Source organism: Enterococcus devriesei, assembly GCF_001885905.1.
Taxonomy (GTDB): Bacteria; Bacillota; Bacilli; order Lactobacillales; family Enterococcaceae; genus Enterococcus_A; species Enterococcus_A devriesei.
The window spans coordinates 20,541-37,043 of sequence record NZ_JXKM01000014.1; the positions used below are offsets into that span (position 1 = coordinate 20,541).

At 39.4% G+C, this 16,503-nt stretch carries 13 protein-coding genes and 1 pseudogene; 10 read left to right on the forward strand and 4 right to left on the reverse strand.

Annotated elements, in window-relative coordinates; genetic code table 11:
- Positions 1-495: 495 nt before the first annotated feature.
- Positions 496-1,071: pseudogene (locus tag RV00_RS16950) on the forward strand (SbcC/MukB-like Walker B domain-containing protein); the annotation flags it as partial.
- Positions 1,071-4,250: a DEAD/DEAH box helicase gene (locus tag RV00_RS14025; RefSeq protein WP_071863182.1), complete on the forward strand. Its 3,180-nt coding sequence runs from the start codon at positions 1,071-1,073 to the stop codon at positions 4,248-4,250. The pseudogene RV00_RS16950 and the gene RV00_RS14025, both read left to right, overlap by 1 nt.
- A gap of 14 nt (positions 4,251-4,264) precedes the next feature.
- On the opposite strand, the gene RV00_RS14030 is transcribed toward RV00_RS14025, so the two are convergent.
- On the reverse strand, positions 4,265-4,984 hold the full coding sequence (locus RV00_RS14030) for an HAD family hydrolase (RefSeq protein ID WP_071863183.1): 720 nt from the start codon (positions 4,982-4,984) through the stop codon (positions 4,265-4,267).
- Between the two features lie 851 nt (positions 4,985-5,835).
- Here RV00_RS14030 and spxA point away from each other — a divergent pair.
- Positions 5,836-6,234 (forward strand): transcriptional regulator SpxA, encoded by a 399-nt coding sequence (spxA, locus tag RV00_RS14035; protein WP_071863184.1) that lies wholly within the window; start codon positions 5,836-5,838, stop codon positions 6,232-6,234.
- An 88-nt stretch (positions 6,235-6,322) separates the two neighbouring features.
- Here spxA and RV00_RS14040 read toward each other — a convergent pair whose 3' ends face one another.
- A complete protein-coding gene (locus RV00_RS14040) occupies positions 6,323-6,928 on the reverse strand; it encodes an HAD family hydrolase (RefSeq protein WP_071863185.1) in 606 nt (201 codons plus the stop codon).
- Between the two features lie 216 nt (positions 6,929-7,144).
- On the opposite strand from RV00_RS14040, the gene RV00_RS14045 reads away from it, so the two are divergent.
- From RV00_RS14045 to RV00_RS14065, 5 genes are all read left to right on the forward strand, one after another.
- Positions 7,145-7,789, forward strand: a complete 645-nt coding sequence (locus tag RV00_RS14045; RefSeq protein ID WP_071863186.1) for an adaptor protein MecA — start codon at positions 7,145-7,147, stop codon at positions 7,787-7,789.
- 100 nt (positions 7,790-7,889) lie between these two features.
- Positions 7,890-8,873: a competence protein CoiA gene (locus RV00_RS14050; RefSeq protein WP_249024109.1), complete on the forward strand. Its 984-nt coding sequence runs from the start codon at positions 7,890-7,892 to the stop codon at positions 8,871-8,873.
- A 181-nt stretch (positions 8,874-9,054) separates the two neighbouring features.
- Complete coding sequence (pepF, locus tag RV00_RS14055; RefSeq protein WP_071863187.1) at positions 9,055-10,872, forward strand: oligoendopeptidase F; 1,818 nt, start codon at positions 9,055-9,057, stop codon at positions 10,870-10,872.
- 339 nt (positions 10,873-11,211) lie between these two features.
- The gene (locus tag RV00_RS14060; protein ID WP_071863188.1) at positions 11,212-12,390 is read left to right on the forward strand and encodes a class C sortase; all 1,179 of its coding nucleotides are present in this window, start codon (positions 11,212-11,214) and stop codon (positions 12,388-12,390) included.
- Between the two features lies 1 nt (position 12,391).
- Positions 12,392-13,567 (forward strand): class C sortase, encoded by a 1,176-nt coding sequence (locus RV00_RS14065; protein ID WP_071863189.1) that lies wholly within the window; start codon positions 12,392-12,394, stop codon positions 13,565-13,567.
- A 41-nt stretch (positions 13,568-13,608) separates the two neighbouring features.
- Here the strand turns inward: RV00_RS14065 and RV00_RS14070 are convergent, their stop codons facing one another.
- Both RV00_RS14070 and RV00_RS14075 read right to left on the reverse strand, forming a co-directional pair.
- The gene (locus RV00_RS14070) at positions 13,609-14,256 is read right to left on the reverse strand and encodes a DsbA family protein (RefSeq protein WP_071863190.1); all 648 of its coding nucleotides are present in this window, start codon (positions 14,254-14,256) and stop codon (positions 13,609-13,611) included.
- The gene (locus RV00_RS14075) at positions 14,253-14,861 is read right to left on the reverse strand and encodes a CYTH domain-containing protein (protein WP_071863191.1); all 609 of its coding nucleotides are present in this window, start codon (positions 14,859-14,861) and stop codon (positions 14,253-14,255) included. The genes RV00_RS14070 and RV00_RS14075 overlap by 4 nt, the downstream gene beginning before the upstream one ends.
- 201 nt (positions 14,862-15,062) lie before the next feature.
- On the opposite strand from RV00_RS14075, the gene yjbM reads away from it, so the two are divergent.
- Together yjbM and RV00_RS14085 are read left to right on the forward strand one after the other, a co-directional pair.
- Positions 15,063-15,728, forward strand: a complete 666-nt coding sequence (gene yjbM, locus RV00_RS14080) for a GTP diphosphokinase (RefSeq protein WP_071863192.1) — start codon at positions 15,063-15,065, stop codon at positions 15,726-15,728.
- Positions 15,700-16,503, forward strand: coding sequence for an NAD kinase (locus RV00_RS14085; RefSeq protein ID WP_071863193.1), 804 nt, complete (start codon positions 15,700-15,702; stop codon positions 16,501-16,503). The genes yjbM and RV00_RS14085 overlap by 29 nt, the downstream gene beginning before the upstream one ends.

The window sequence follows — 16,503 nt, forward strand, 5'->3', positions numbered from 1 at the left end:
AGTTTGCAAGCGCGGATCAATGAGCTTACCGAAGCACTAGCAGATTACCAAAGCCGGTTGCAAAAGCATCAAGACAACTTAAAGAAAATCGAACAACAGCAGATCCGTTTGCAGGAAAATCAAAAGCTTTTGAAAAAACAACAGCAAGTAACGGCTGAACAATTAGCCGCTTTCCAAGCACAGTTGCAAGAACAGTTGACTACTGCAGAATTAGTGCAAGCAGATTTACTAGCGCCGATTAAAAACCTTGCTGAGTTAGAAGAAATCATCACAGATTTTCAGCAGCAACGATTATTAATAAGCGATCGAATCAACCGACTGCTTGAATTGGTTCATGATCAGAAAGAACCGGATCTAAGCCAAATGCAGAACTTGTTGCTGGAAAAAGAGGAGCAAGTCTCGGCCTTTCAACAGCAGTATTTTGCAAAAGAGAATCAACTTAAACAGCAACGTGAGATTATCCAGCAAATTCAAAAGCTCCAGCAGAAAAGTAAAAAGCAATTAGACGAATTAAGTCAGTTGTTACAGCTTTATCAAACGATGAATGGGGATAATCCGCAAAAGATCAGTCTAGAACGCTATGTTTTGCAATGGTACCTAGCAGAGGTCTTGCAAAGTGCCAATCAACAACTGAGTCAATTGACAAAAGGACGCTACCGTTTCGAGTTGAATCAAGCAACCGGCCGTTCAAAAGGGAATACCGGTCTCGAAATCAATGTCTACGATGATAATGCTGGCGCGACTCGCAGCTCTCATACTTTATCTGGCGGTGAAAGTTTTATTGCCGCATTGTCGTTGGCATTGGGTTTAGCGGAAGTGATCCAGAATCAAGCGGGCGGTGTGGCGATCGAAGCCTTGTTTATCGATGAAGGCTTTGGCTCGCTGGATGAAGAAGCGCTGGAGATGGCGATGGAAGCATTAGAAGGAATTGAGAATGCGGGACGGATGATTGGTATCATCAGTCACGTGAGAGAATTGAAAGAGCGTATCCCACAACAAATTATTGTGGAGACTAGCGGGACGGGGCGCAGCAGTATTCGTTACCAGCTAGAAGGATGGAGTGAAGGTTAATGAGATGGAGTATTCCAGAAAAAGTAATTGAACGCGGCAGAACCTATTTAAAAGAAGGGCGGGTCTTATCAGTTGAAGCAGATCCAGCTCGTCGTGTTTGGCATGGAGAAGTATTAGGCAGCGAACTTTATCTGGTTGATTTAGATGGCAGCGGCAAAGAAAATGATATTTGCGCCTGCCCTTATTGGGAAGAGCACGGCTATTGTAAACATACGGTAGCGGTGGAATTGTATTTGCGAGAAAAAGGCTTATCGCGAGTAATCAAGCCTGAAACAGTTTTACCTAAAAAAATGGAGAGTAGTGTCTCCTTCGCTGATTTATTGAACCAAGGCTTTTCACGTTTGGAAAAAGAAGCCGAGCCATTGCAATCATTATTCGTCGATTTTGTAGTAGAAGCGATTCCGACGAATCCTTACCATCCTGAGCTGGACGTGCTGGCTGTCTCTTTGCGGATCGGTAGTAATTTAAATAAACGCAGTTATATCGTGAAAAATTTATATGACTTCTTGCATGCCTATCAAACTGATTCAGCTTATACGGTGAATAAGCAATATCGATTCCAAATCGAAGCGGGAGCGTTCGATCCGACCTGTCGCGATCTGATTGAAGATTTAGTTGGGATCAGTGAAACCTATCAGTTATTAGGTAAAGCTGGCTTGCAAGTCAAAGGCAAGCTGGACAAACGTTATCTCTTATTACCAGTTCACCGGATGCAGGAACTATTAAAGGCAATGGAAAAAACGGGAAATTTGAGTATCAAACTGGGGGAAAAAACCTACACTGAAGTTCATGAAGGACAAGAGCTGCCTTTATTATTTACGTTAGAGAAACGTGACGAAAATGATTTTGGCTTGATGATCGAAGACCGCTTCACGAATTATTATAGTAATTATTTTTTAGGTTTTATCGAAAATTCCTACTACTTAATGACTCATGAACAACAAGATACGTATATCACGTTGAAACAATTGATGAAGCGCTTGAAAGAGCCAGTCATCACTTACGAACAGCGACAACTATCTCAGCTATTCACAGAGGTCTTTCCTTATTTACGGAAAATCGGCCGGGTCGCAGTTTCTGGCGATGTTTCAGAAATCATGCAAGAAGAGCCGTTGCGGGCTGTCGTGATCTTTCGAAAAATCAAAGGCATGATCAAAGCTGAAGCAGAGTTTCATTATGGCAAAGCTTATTTTTCAACCAATGAAGAGCATCAGCCAAAATTGCCTCACAATGTCGAGATTTTAAGAGATCGCAAGAAAGAGCAGTTGATCTTGGACTTATTTGATACGTATCGGTACCAAAAAATTGATACCGGATTTGAAAAAAAGATACCGGTCAAAGACAATTTGTATTATTTCTTTAAAGTCGAAGTTGAAGAATTCCGCAAATACGCCGAAGTTCGGATGGGTAAAAAATTACGACAGCTCTTCTTAGATGGTGAAGAATTCCAACCAACGATTGAAGTCGATCAATCGGGCTCATGGCTGGATATCAAATTTGATGTAACCGGAATTGATGACCACGAGATCGATCACGTATTGAATAGTTTGCTGCGAAAAGATCGTTTTTATACTTTAGACAACGGTGAAGTGCTGTCTTTTGATTCAGAAGCGTTTCAGCAAACGAGCGAAATGATCGGTCAATTAAGAGAAAAAATCAATGCCAAAGACGGCTTGATTCGATTACCGAAGAGTCAGGGGATCATGCTTGAGCAACGTTTGAAGGATAATCCGCAAGCGCAGTTTAGCGAAAGTTTTACCGCGATGGTGCAGGATTTGACGCATCCAGAAGATTATCAAGTTCCACTACCGGAAAATCTGCAAGCGACATTACGGCCGTATCAAGCAGCAGGATTTCGCTGGTTGAAAATGTTAAGTGATTATGGCTTCGGTGGAATTTTAGCGGATGAGATGGGTCTAGGAAAAACTATTCAAGTGATCACCTTCTTATTGGCAGAAAAAGCGCAGCAGCCGATTAAGGCATTGATCGTAACTCCAGCCAGCTTAGTTTATAACTGGCAAGCAGAGATCAAAAAATTCGCGCCTAGTCTAAACTCTTGTGTCGTTTCTGGCAGTCGCGCCGATCGTGAACAAGCTTTGGCGGAAGCGCAGGAGATCGTAATCACCTCTTACGCCAGCTTACGCCAAGATATTGATCTGCACGAACAAGCCGGCTATCAGTATATGATCTTAGATGAAGCGCAAATGGTCAAAAATGCTTCCACCAAAACGTCTAGCGCGTTGCGAACGTTACAAATTCCGCATCGTTTTGCACTAAGTGGTACGCCAATCGAAAATAATTTGGAAGAATTATGGTCTCTCTTCCAAACCGTTATGCCAGGATTCTTCCCAAGCGTCGGACGCTTCCGCCAAATGGCAGTCCCTGAAATTGCCAAGATGATCCAGCCATTCGTTTTACGACGGGACAAAGATACAGTCTTGCAAGAGTTGCCTGAACGAATTGAATCCAATGTATTAAGCAGCTTGACTGAAGAACAAAAGACGGTTTATCTTGCTTACTTGAAGCGGATGAAGCAAGAAGTCGATCAGATGGATTCAGCCACTTTCCGCAAGCAGCGGGTAAGTATCCTAGCAGGTTTGACGCGCTTACGTCAAATTTGTGATGACCCACGTCTCTTTATGGAAGGCTACGAGGGCGGTTCTGGAAAACTGGAACAAGTGAAGGATTTAATCAAAGCTGCCAAAGAAAATGGGCGCCGTGTTCTATTATTCTCACAATTTACCAGCATGCTTTCGATTATCGAGCAAGAATTTGCTGAAGAAGGACTTTCAAGCTTCTATTTACGAGGCAGTACGAAAGTTCAAGATCGCTTAAAAATGGTAGATGCTTTCAATGCAGGTGAAAAAGATGTCTTTCTAATCTCTCTGAAAGCCGGTGGTACAGGACTGAACTTGACCGGCGCCGATACGGTTGTTTTATATGACCTATGGTGGAATCCGGCGGTTGAGGAACAAGCAGCTGGACGTGCCCATCGAATCGGGCAGAAAAAGGTCGTTGAAGTGTGGCGAATGATTGCCGAAGGAACGATTGAAGAGCGAATGAATCAACTGCAACAAGAAAAACGTGAACTTTTCCAAAAAGTGATCCAAGGCAACGAAGAACAAACCAATAAACTGACTGAAGAAGATATCCGGATGATTTTGAGTCTAGGAGAATAAAAAAATTGCGGCGCTTAGCGCTGCAATTTTTTTTCGTTTAACAGTTGTTCTTTCAACTGAGGAAAGCTATTGATTTCTAGGTCATAGATAGCGGACTGTCCGGCGGGAAGCTCGCGACCTTGATGATTGAACCACCAGACTTGCCAACCGGCAGACTTAGCGCCGACGACGTCGTTCTCAAAGCTGTCGCCGATATATAAAATCGTATCCGCTGGCAGCGCCAACTTTTCTGCCATCAAATGAAAAATTTCAGGATCGGGCTTTTGAATCTGGAGAGCGTCAGAAATAAAAATATTTTCTGACTTGATCCACTTTTGTAGCTGCAGAGCGTTGATTTTTTGGTTCTGACGAATGACAGGTCCATTTGTAATGACAGCAATAGGCATTTTTTGTTGCGTCAAAAAAGCAAAGATTTCTCTCGTCTCAGTCGGTAGGGAAATCTGGTTCAATGCTTCATCATAGGCAGCTTGGAACTTAGTTAAGTCATCAGTCACCGCATAAAAATCAAAATCTTCTAATGCCAAACGAATTCGTTCGTGACGCATTTTCTCTAATGACCATTCACCAGAAATTGATTTCATATAATGAAGATCACTGTAATAGCGAAACTGAATAAAAAGAGCCTGCATCTTTTCTGCGGGGAAAGTTGGGAAAAGTTGTTTGATCGCCTGTGCGAAGGGTTCCTGTTGTGCATATAAGGTATCGTCTAAATCAAATACAATTGCTTGAATCATAGAATCACTCCTAATTATTTTATTAATTGTAAAAAAGCTTCTGTCGCATAAATGGCTATACTCTCCATTACTTTAATATTCTACAAACTTGCTTGTAGCTAACAAAAGTAATAAACAATTCTATTATAGCAAATAAGCAAAAAACTAGCTTTTTTAAATTGTTCTTGTTATGTTATTGGTGTTGGAAAAAAAAGAAAAAAACATCGTAATAAATCAATCAAAAATATACACAGGAGAAAAAATAATGATTGGAGTGCTAGAACGGGTGTTAATTATCAGTTCTACCAATCTTTGAATAGTCCTTAAAAATTTTGAATTATTTTGAATGAATGAAAACTGTATCTATAAAAAGAGAAAAAAATTTTAAAATATTTTGGTACAGTAGCCAAAAAAAAAAAGTAAAATAAAATAACTATAATTTAAGAATAATAGTAAAGGGACGATTTTGATTACTTAGAATTATTTTGAAAGATGGTTATATTATTTGGCTTTGAGCATTTTTTTTAAAATTATAAAACTTATTAAGTATTTTACGTATAAATAAAAAAATTTTATTTTCATTTTCTATTCAATTTTTTCGAAAAATAATTAAATTCAATAGTACAGATTTAGTTGTTGTTATAACATTGGCTAAAATGAGTTTTATGCCATTGTATTCTCATTTTAAATCAACCTATCAGCTCTGATAGCTTTTATTAGGTTGCCTTTAATTAAATAACGCTAATATTTATAAAAAAAAAGGGAAGTAACTCTTTTTTTTGTTACCTTTTTTTTGTATAATAGAAACAGATAGCAGGAGATGAGTTACACCTGTTACAAAAATAAGAGAGTCAAGAAAAGGAGTGATATGTATGTTGACACTATATACTTCCCCTAGTTGCACATCATGTCGGAAAGCACGTGCTTGGCTGCAGGAACATGAGATTCCCTATGTTGAACGAAATATCTTCTCTGAGCCGTTGAATATCGATGAGTTGAAAGATATTTTACAGATGACGGAAGATGGAACTGAGGAGATTATTTCTACTCGTTCTAAAGTTTTCCAAAAGTTGAATATGGATTTAGATGAATTGTCGCTAAAAGAATTACTGGATTTAGTGAAAGAAAATCCTGGACTGTTACGTCGTCCAATTATGATCGATGAAAAAAGATTACAAGTTGGGTTTAATGAAGACGAAATCCGTCGCTTCTTGCCTCGGGATGTTCGCCAGTATGAATTACGTCAAGCGCAATTAATGGCTGGATTATAGAAACAAATGCCTCGCAACTGCGAGGCATTTTTATTTTGTACTAATAAAAATGAAACAGTAACTATTTAGGTTGACTGGCTTCACGATTTTATAACTGGATAAATTGAGACAAATTTTGTTTTAAATCTGAATAGTCTTTTCTAAAATGGAAACCTCGCATGCCGGTTTCTTCAGCAGCTAAAATATTCGGCGCGGAATCGTCAATAAAATAGCACTCGGCGGGATTTAGCTGAAAGTGGCTATAAAAAGTTCGAAAAATCTGATGTTCAGGTTTTGCCAATTTCCAATCTGACGAGATAAAAATACCATCAAAAGCACTATAACTAGGAATAGTTTCTTCAAATAGATAAAAGTCTTGCGGTGCATTGGATAGCAAGTAAATTCCCAAGCCTTGATCCTTCAACTGCTGTGGAAGCTCCGCCATTTGTGGTAAGGGATGTAGGCCGTGATACCAAGTGGTTAACAACTCTTCAGTGATTCCATGTAAATCTTTTGGCAGTCGAGCTGTTACGGACAACAAAAGTTCCTGGTTAGTAATGGTTCCTTTGTCAAAGCGCAGCCAGTCGACTGAACCAAAGATTTCCTTCATAAGCAGTTTCTGCTGTTTTTCGTCAGCAGTTTTTTCTCGAATAAATCTTATTGGATCAAAATCGACTAAAACATTGCCTAAATCAAACACGATATTCTTGATCATCAAAAAACCTCCTTCAATAAAAGTATACGTTAGACGATCAATCAAACCAAGTATTTCTGATTCGTCCAAATGAATGTAAAAACTATGGTAAACATTCGTAGCGAGGTGTTCGTCTTTGTTTATAGGAATTTAATAAAATCCGTCGGCATTCTTTACTTTTAAACGGAATCAGTTACAATGAACATATAATCTATCTTTAAAGTGAGGTGTGCCAAGATGGAGATGGAACACATCAATGAGAATACGATCCGAGTCATTATCGAAAATGAAGACTTAGCTGAACGAGGGATCACTTTTTTGGATCTTTTAGGGAATCATCGTGAAATCGAATCTTTCTTTTACAGTATTTTGGAAGAAGTCGATATTGAGGATGAGTTTAAGAGCAGCGAAGCGGTAACATTTCAAGTACTGCCTAAAAATGATGGGTTAGAACTATTCATCAGCAAGAACTTGACGCCTGAGGATATCAGCAAAATGAATAACTCGACTGAATTTGAGGTCAATGATTTTGATCAATTGATTCGGCAACAGATTTTAGCGAATTCGGAAAGTCTTGAAGAGAATAGCAATAAGAACAATCTGCGTGTTTTCCAATTAAGCAGTTTTGAAGATATGATCGAACTTGCAAGCTATCATTTTTTAGATGATGCATGGTGCGATTTGTATCTGTTAAATGAGACGTACTATTTACAAGTATACTTCGATCCTGAAATTTATGGAGAGTATGCGTTAGCCGACACGACGGCGGAGATTTTAGAATATGCCTCAGCCTCTTCCGTCTCTACAGAAATGTTAGAAGAATACGGAAAACTGTTGATGCAGCGTGATGCGATCGAGATTACGCGAGCTCATTTCAGCTAAATTGTTTTTTAATACCATCGCTGGTTTCAGCGGTGGTATTTTTTTGGTCAATGTTTTATAAGCAAGAGATTTTTGCGTATCTTTTTATGAGGTGAAGAAGATGTTGTTTGCTTATACTGATGAAAAGAAAATGATTGAAGCGACGAGGGTTAAAGAAAACCAAACTTATTTTTGTCCAGATTGTGGAGAACGATTGATTCGTAAAGTAGGAAAGGTAAAAATTCCCCACTTCGCACATTTTAGTCATAGCAATTGTGTGGGACTGAGTGAAGGTGAGACGCCAGAACATTTAGAGCTAAAAGCGCTTTTTTTGAAATGGGGTTCCCGATTTGAAGCCGACTGGAAGCTAGAGCAGCCATTAACCGATTTGCCCCAAAGACCAGATCTGTTAAATGAGCAATTAGCAGTTGAAATTCAATGTTCAACTATCCAAGGGTCACGTTTGAAGGAGCGAATCATTGGCTATCGGGAGAAAAACTATCAAGATTGGTGGCTGTTGGGTCAAAGATTGTGGCCCAAAGAAAAATTTACTTCGCTACAAAAGCAATTTTGTGCTTTTGATAAAGAGAAGGGGTTGCACCTTTGGCTGATTGAAAAAAAGCAGATTCGTTTACTTTACCATATCCATAACAATGAGGGACTGGCCTACCGAGAAAAGCAGTGGCCGGCTTTTTCACTTCCTTTAAAGCAAATCTTCCATTCAAAGAAGTATCAGAAGCCGCTGAAAATCCTTCCTTCGAAAGAAAATATGCTTGCGAATAAGCAGACGTTGAGTGTCAAACTGGGTCAAAGCAATCCCGGGATCCTTAAATTGCAGCAGTTTTTCTATCAAGAGCGACGCCATCTCTTGTATCTATCGGAGTGGATCTATTTTCCTAGTCGCTATTTTTTCTTTTATCAAGAAGATGTCTTCCTCTTTCGTTATTTGTTTCAAAGGGAAGCAAAGCATGCTTCACGAATTTTCACAAAGTTTCTGGCTTATCGTGCAGCGAATCAACGAGAGTGGCTTTTTCACCGAGTTAGTCAGCAAGAAATATTGGAACGGCTTTATCTTGAAGCCATTTTTTTGTCAAAGAAAGGCTAAAGTTTATTTTTAACCAACTCTTTTTAAAATTACTTTTTGTGGAATTATGGTAAGATTGAGGATGAAAAATAGCTAGGATGTCCGATGCATTAGCCTGTGATTATGTAGGCTGAAGAATACCAGACATTGTGAAGCCTGTTTTTTCCTTAAAAATAGTTTGAAAAGAGTTAGGAGTGTTTTTATGAGTGAAGCAAAACAATTGCCAAAACGTCAAGAGATTCCAGCTGAATTGACCTGGGACTTAACGAAAATTTTTGCGGATGATGCGGCCTTTGAAAAGGAGTTTCAGTCTCTATCTGCTGAATTATCTAAAGTCACGGAGATCAAAGGAACACTGCATCAAGGAGCCGTGGATTTTCTTACAGCGATCGAATATGTCTTAGATATCTATCGTAAAGCTGAAGTTATTTACGTATATGCCCATTTAAAAAATGATGAGGATACAGCGAATGCGACGAATCAAGCGCTTTATGCTCGCGCGTCTAGCTTGATCGCCCAAGTCAGTGAAGCAGTCAGCTGGTTTGAACCGGAAATGCTGCAACTTTCTGATGATGCGATCTGGAATTATTTTGAAGTAGAACCGAAACTTGAATTGTATCGTCATTTTGTTGAACAGATCATTTCGGAAAGAGCGCACATTTTACCAGCAGAACAGGAAGCATTGCTGGCTGGTGCCAGTGAGATTTTTGGCAGTGCATCAGACACGTTTTCAATTATGAACAACGCGGACTTAAAATTCCCAGTTGTTAAAAATGAAGCCGGTGAAGATGTTCAATTAACGCATGGTGTCTATGGTCAGCTGTTGGAAAGTACGGACCGAAAAGTCAGAGAGCAAGCTTTTAAGGCCTTGTATTCAGTCTATCATCAATTCCGAAATACCTTCGCTTCGACCTTGAGCGCTCACGTGAAGAATCATAATTACAAAGCTAAGGTACGGGGATATTCTTCTGCTCGCGCGGCGGCGCTAAGCGGGAATCACATTCCGGAAGATGTCTATGAGACGCTGACTTTAGTGGTCAACCAATACTTACCGTTATTGCATCGCTATGTTGAACTGCGGAAGGAATTGTTAGAACTTGAAGACTTGCATATGTACGATCTATATACGCCGCTTTTAGCAGAAGCTCCGATTAAATATACTTATGAAGAAGCCCAAGCCAAAGCACTTGAAGCGCTGAAACCACTAGGAGAAGATTATTTAAGTGTGGTAAAAAAAGCTTTCGCTGAACGTTGGATCGATGTCGTTGAAAACCAAGGGAAACGTAGTGGCGCTTATTCTTCAGGCGCTTATGATACCCAGCCTTATATTTTATTAAACTGGCATGATCGTTTAGACGAGTTGTATACTTTAGTCCACGAAATGGGTCACAGTGTTCACAGCTATTTCACTCGCAGCACTCAGCCTTATGTTTACGGGGATTATTCGATTTTCTTAGCAGAGATCGCTTCGACTACCAATGAAAATATTTTAACTAGTTATTTACTACAAACGGAGAAAGATCCGAAGGTCCGCGCCTATATTATCAATCATTTCCTTGATGGCTTTAAAGGCACGATTTTCCGTCAGACACAGTTTGCGGAATTTGAACATTTTATTCACACCGCTGATGCAGCAGGTGATCCATTGACCAGTGAATATCTAAGCAAATATTACGGTGAGCTGAACGCAAAATATTATGGCCCAATCGTGATCAATGATGAAGAAATCAAGGATGAATGGTCACGGATTCCGCATTTCTACTATAACTATTACGTGTATCAATATGCGACGGGTTTTTCAGCAGCGATTGCTTTGTCAAAACGAATTGTTGAAGGAGAGCCTGAGGCCTTAGAAAAATATTTGACTTATTTGAAATCGGGCAGTAGCGATTATCCGATCGAAGTTATGAAGCGGGCCGGCGTCGATATGACCCAGCCAGCGTATATCGAAGATGCGATGGAAGTTTTCGCTTTACGTCTCGATGAATTAGAGGAATTAGTAGCAGAATTAAAACAATAATGGTGGATGAAGCTAGGAAAAGTTTTCCTAGCTTCTTTTTTGTCTTCCACTGAAATATGTTTTTCGGGTTAGAAAATTTTTTCGACATTTTAAGCAATGGCCGGCTGGATGAACGGGCTCTTTGAAGTACGTTTTACATACTATTCTACTAATTCATTACAAAGTAAAAGTTGTAGAAGAGAACTAACATATCAGCATCAAACCAAGCATGCTTGCGAGGTCTCTAATTATGTGAAAAATAATTTATTTGTATTCAAATTGTTGAAAGAAAATTTACAATTGGAATTTCTCTTTTAAGAATGAGTATGCGAGAATTAGCATAAAAGGGGGTGGATACAGATGCATAAACCAGAGAGACGCGACAAGATCGATCTGCTGTTGAAGTTGTCTATTGCAATGATGTTTATTACTGGTTTTTTGATCTTTATGTATCCATTCGTAGTTGATTCGATCAATAATTTTGTTGACCAACAGCGACTAGAAGAAGTTCAAGATAAAATGGAAGCTCGTTCTGATGCCGATAAAAAGAAACGCTTAGATAAATTAGAACAGGAAAACAAAAAACTGCGAACGATTATTCCTGGAGCGGGAAGTTTTGATGATCCTTTTGAAAGTTCTCTACGAGGGACTAAAAGTCCCAAGAAGGAATACTATGAAAAACATATGATCGGAGCTATTTTTATTCCTAAAATCAAAGTAAGCTTGCCGGTCTATGATCAAACGGATGACTTTTTGTTGGATAAGGGTGCGACTGTTTTACAGGGAACCTCTTTTCCTGTTGGCGGGTCAAGCACCCATTCAGTAATCACAGGACATTCTGGTTTGCCAGATAAAATGCTGTTTACTGACTTGGAAGAATTAAAGAAGCAGGACAAGTTTTACCTACATATAGAAGGAAAAAAATTAGCTTATCAAGTAGAAAAGATTGAAAGAGTCAAACCTGATAACTTTAGTGCGCTCAAAATTGAAAAGAATCGCGACTTAGTGACGCTATTAACTTGTACACCTTATGGCGTTAATAGTCATCGTTTATTGGTCAAGGCCCATCGGATTAAATACCCGGTTCAAGCGGCTGAGAAAATCAAAGAAACAGAGAAGTACCATCGTCGGCGCGTTTTTTATTTAGTAGCGGGTTGTCTGTTTTTCTTAATTATTTTTGGCTATTTTGTTTGGCGCAAGATTATCCTTTATCAATCGAAGAAACGAGATTACAATTTTGTCTTTTATCTCTACGAAGCGGGTAAACCAGTGCCAGGTATTCGTGCCTTGTTGACACAAAAACGCGACGTGGTTCGTTTTGAGGGTAAACTAGTTCATACGGTCAGTGATGCGAATGGAAAAATTGAATTTCAGCAAATTCCCGGTGGTGTTTATCGAGTTGAGACCGAAAATGGTCTAAGTGTGAAAGGAAAAGTTTGGCGCCTGAAGGATCGCAAATTCAAAATTTTAGGACGCCGAGGCTATAAGTTGATGAAGCAACTGATTAAGCATTACGTGATCGAAAGCAAGGTGAAGTAGCATGGGCCAGACTTCTAAAAAAGGTGCAAAAAAGCAAATGATTAGTAAGATCTTAATGATCTTCGTCTTTCTGACTGGCGTGCTAGTGATGACCTATCCCTTTTATATTAATGCGGTGAATAATTTTATCGATGAAAAACGAATGGAAGAGGTTCAACGGCAAAATCAAGAACAAAATCAAGAGCAAGTTCGTAAAACCAAAGAAAAAATGAAAAAACGCAACGAAGAGCTGAAGAAAAATGGTCTGATTCCATTAGCCGATCCTTTTACCAATGACAATGAACGTAGAATCGTTTCTGATAAATATATCCGCAGCCATTTAATTGGAGCCATTAGCATCCCAAGTATTGAGATTACACTACCATTATTTGACATGACGAATGAGAAACTATTGCAAGAAGGGGCGACAGTTCTGCAAGGAACTTCCTATCCCACTGGTGGAATTGATACGCATTCAGTGATTTCAGCGCATAGTGGCTTACCTGAGAAAAAACTTTTTACTGATTTAGAAGAGGTGAAGATCGGTGAGGTTTTCGTCATTACTTTGTTTGAAGAAAAGCTGGCTTATAAGGTGGATAAAATCGATGTGGTCGATCCGAAAGATACTTCGATTATTGAGATTGATCCGGGTCGAGATATTGTTACGTTGTTGACCTGTACGCCTTATATGATTAATAGTCACCGCTTATTAGTGACAGGCCATCGAGTTCCTTATACTGAAGAAATGGCGAAAGCAATCGACCAAGCGAATAAAACACGAAATTTGAAACAGATGCTGACTTTAATTGGTTTATTGTTGACAGTTTTACTGCTGCTTATAGGCGTTTATCGAGCGATCCATGCGTACTTATTGAAGATGCGCTCTTTCAATTTGAATTTGGCACGAGAAGATAGAACTGGAGTTGGTTTGGCGGATAAACAGTTTGCTATATATAGTAAAAATGGGAAACGACCGATTCAAAGAGACGGGGTACCACTAATAGTGAGGACTGATGAAAAAGGCCATGCACGGTTTGAAAATATTCCTGGTGGAGTCTACTGCATTAAAGAAACCAGTGGGATCAGTTTTAAAGTAGGAATTAAAAAATTAAGACAAGAAAAAATTAGTCTATATTTGACGAAGCCACAAAAGGAATACATTTTTACTAGAGAAAATCGTGTGCGGATCAAAAAATAAAAAAGCTGTCATTGCTTTAATAAGCAATGACAGCTTTTTTTTCAAATGAGCGATAGGTGACTTTCTGGTGGAACCCGTTTAAATGACGTATTTTTACTTTGAGACTTTAAAAATGCCACCAATAAATCCGGCGTATTATATGTATTTAGGATATGAAGGATCGTATCGCAGCCTTCAATTCGAACACCAGCGTCGCAGTCTCCATCGTAATTGTAAATGACGGCAGAAGGATGCAAAGTAATCTCCATCTCGTTAGCGATCTGTTGATCAGCTAAAAAAGCTTCATTTGCAAATTCAGAACGACGATCCTCTAAAAACATTTCCAAATCGCCACCAATTTGGGTGAATAATTGAATCGCTAACTTTTTTGAATAAGGTTTATTTTCTTCGCCCACCGCCTGTTGCAGTGCAATCAAAAAGTCGCGTCCGCGTTTTTTTCCTTGAAGCTGCGCCGCTTTGACATCTAAAGCAGCAGAATAAATTTCTTGAGATAAGTCTTTACGTAAGTGGAGGTCTTTTTCTGATCCGCCAATCCGTTTCATAAATTCAGAAATCGTCTTGAGATTCATAATAGGGACCAGACGTAATTGGATCTTGAGATCACATTGATCAATCAGTTCAATTACACGCCGCTCGATAGTTAAACATTTTTTACCGATCGGATTAACAAACAAATAAATCTCAATCACCGAGGGTCCTCCTTTCTATCATCCAGTTGCTGTTGAGCTGCAACTGCTCGCGCGATCTTATTTTGGGTTGCGCGATAAGGTAAGTCAAATTTGTGCAAGAATTGTTTGAAGTCTTGCAAGGAGAACTGTTCGTTGGGTACTTCAAGCTCCAGTTCAAAATCATGCTGTCCACTGTACCAGCTTTCATCCAGTGCTAATTTTCCTTCAGGAATGTTCAATTCTCCACGTTGAGTAGTTAATTTACCAATTAGTCTTAGTTCATTAAAGTTGATGTTTAATAAGTCTAAACGCTGCAAAATTTCTTTTGCGTCAAAAGCAAAGCGATGCTTCGTAAGAGCCACTTCAACTTGTTCAGTTGTTAACGAGTCGGTTACTTCTAAAAGACCAACGGCTTGCGGAACTTTCAAAGTTGCTTCTGCATGTTTATCAAACTGACGAATCCTTAAGCCCATATGATTCTCTTTCAACTGCCAATCTACAGTATCGTAGTACAAATTGGTTTGTTTGATGGTTTGAGAAGGCGAGAGTTGATAGAAACGGAAGACATGTTCATACTCTGACTGTGTTAACATCGACTTGAATTCGATTTCAATTTCTTCTCTCAATACACTAACCTCTATTTATATTTTTCCTATTATAAGGTAACCTTACATAGATTAACATATTCCGTCAAATAATTAGCCTAGTGTTTGTGAAAATGTTAGTATTTTGTAATATTTGTTAAACAACAAAAATGTCAGAATTTTTTCTCCGAGAGGTTTGTGATAAGATAGGGAAGGAATGGAAAAAGAAGCGAGGGATTTGCGATGGAGAGAGACTGGGATACATTTCTTGCCCCCTATGAATTAGCAGTTGCTGAGTTAAAAATTAAGCTGCGAGGATTGCGAAAACAGTACCGCAATAGCGGTGAACATGTTCCAATTGAATTTGTTACAGGTCGGGTAAAACCCGTTGAAAGTATTTTAAATAAAGCTGAGTTGCGAGGGATTGCCTTAAATCGGTTGGAAGATGAAATGTCTGATATGGCTGGTATGCGAATTATGTGCCAGTTTGTGGAGGACATTCATTTAGTCGTGGATATTTTGCGCCGACGTAATGATATGAAAATTATTCAAGAGCGTGATTACATCACCAATCGTAAGGCCAGCGGCTATCGCTCGTATCATCTGGTGATTGAATACCCTGTCCAGATGTTAGAGGGCGAGAAGAAGCTCTTGGCTGAAATCCAAATCCGAACGCTGTCTATGAATTTTTGGGCAACGATCGAGCACTCATTGAATTATAAATATAAAGGACAAATTCCTGAAGATATTGATCAACGCCTGTTTCGGGCGGCGGAGGCAGCTTATCAACTAGATGAAGAAATGTCTAGCATTCGTGATGAAATCCAAGAAGCACAACACTTGTTTAATCGTAAGGAACAAAAAAAGGAAGTGAGACAGCGTGGTATTACGGATCGGGATCATCCATAATCAAGAAGAAAAATCGATTCGCGTCCTCCAACGGTTACGCGGCTTACTGGCGATGAAAGACGATTTAGAAATTGTAGATCGTGATCCTCAGCTAGTGATTACTATCGGTGGAGACGGTACTTTGCTGTCGGCTTTTCATCGTTACAGCCATCGACTAGATGAAGTGCGCTTTTTAGGAGTCCATACAGGACATCTCGGTTTTTACACGGACTGGCGTGATTACGAATTGCCTGAACTGGTAAACAGTTTAAGTGACGAACAAGGAAAAAGTGTCAGCTATCCGTTACTGGATATCGTGGTCACATCAGCCGACGGTCAGCATCAGCATTTTTTAGCGCTGAATGAATCGACGATCAGAAAAGGCAGTCGCACGATGGTCGCGGATGTTTATATTAAGGAAGAATTATTTGAACGATTCCGGGGAGATGGCCTATCCATTTCCACGCCAACCGGTTCAACGGCCTACAATAAAAGTGTCGGTGGAGCAGTAGTTCATCCTAGTATCAACGCAATGCAGTTGGCGGAGATCGCTTCTTTAAATAATCGGGTCTTTCGAACACTTGGCTCGCCAAGTATTATCGGTTCTCACGAATGGATCGATGTCCAATTGAAAAGCAGCGGAGAGCATTTGATTACCATTGACCAATTAGATATAAATAGTAAAGAAGTTGTTTCAATTAAATACAAAATCGCCGATGAACGGATTCATTTCGCGTCCTATCGGCATATGCATTTTTGGCATCGCGTGAAGGATGCCTTTATTCGAGAGGACTAA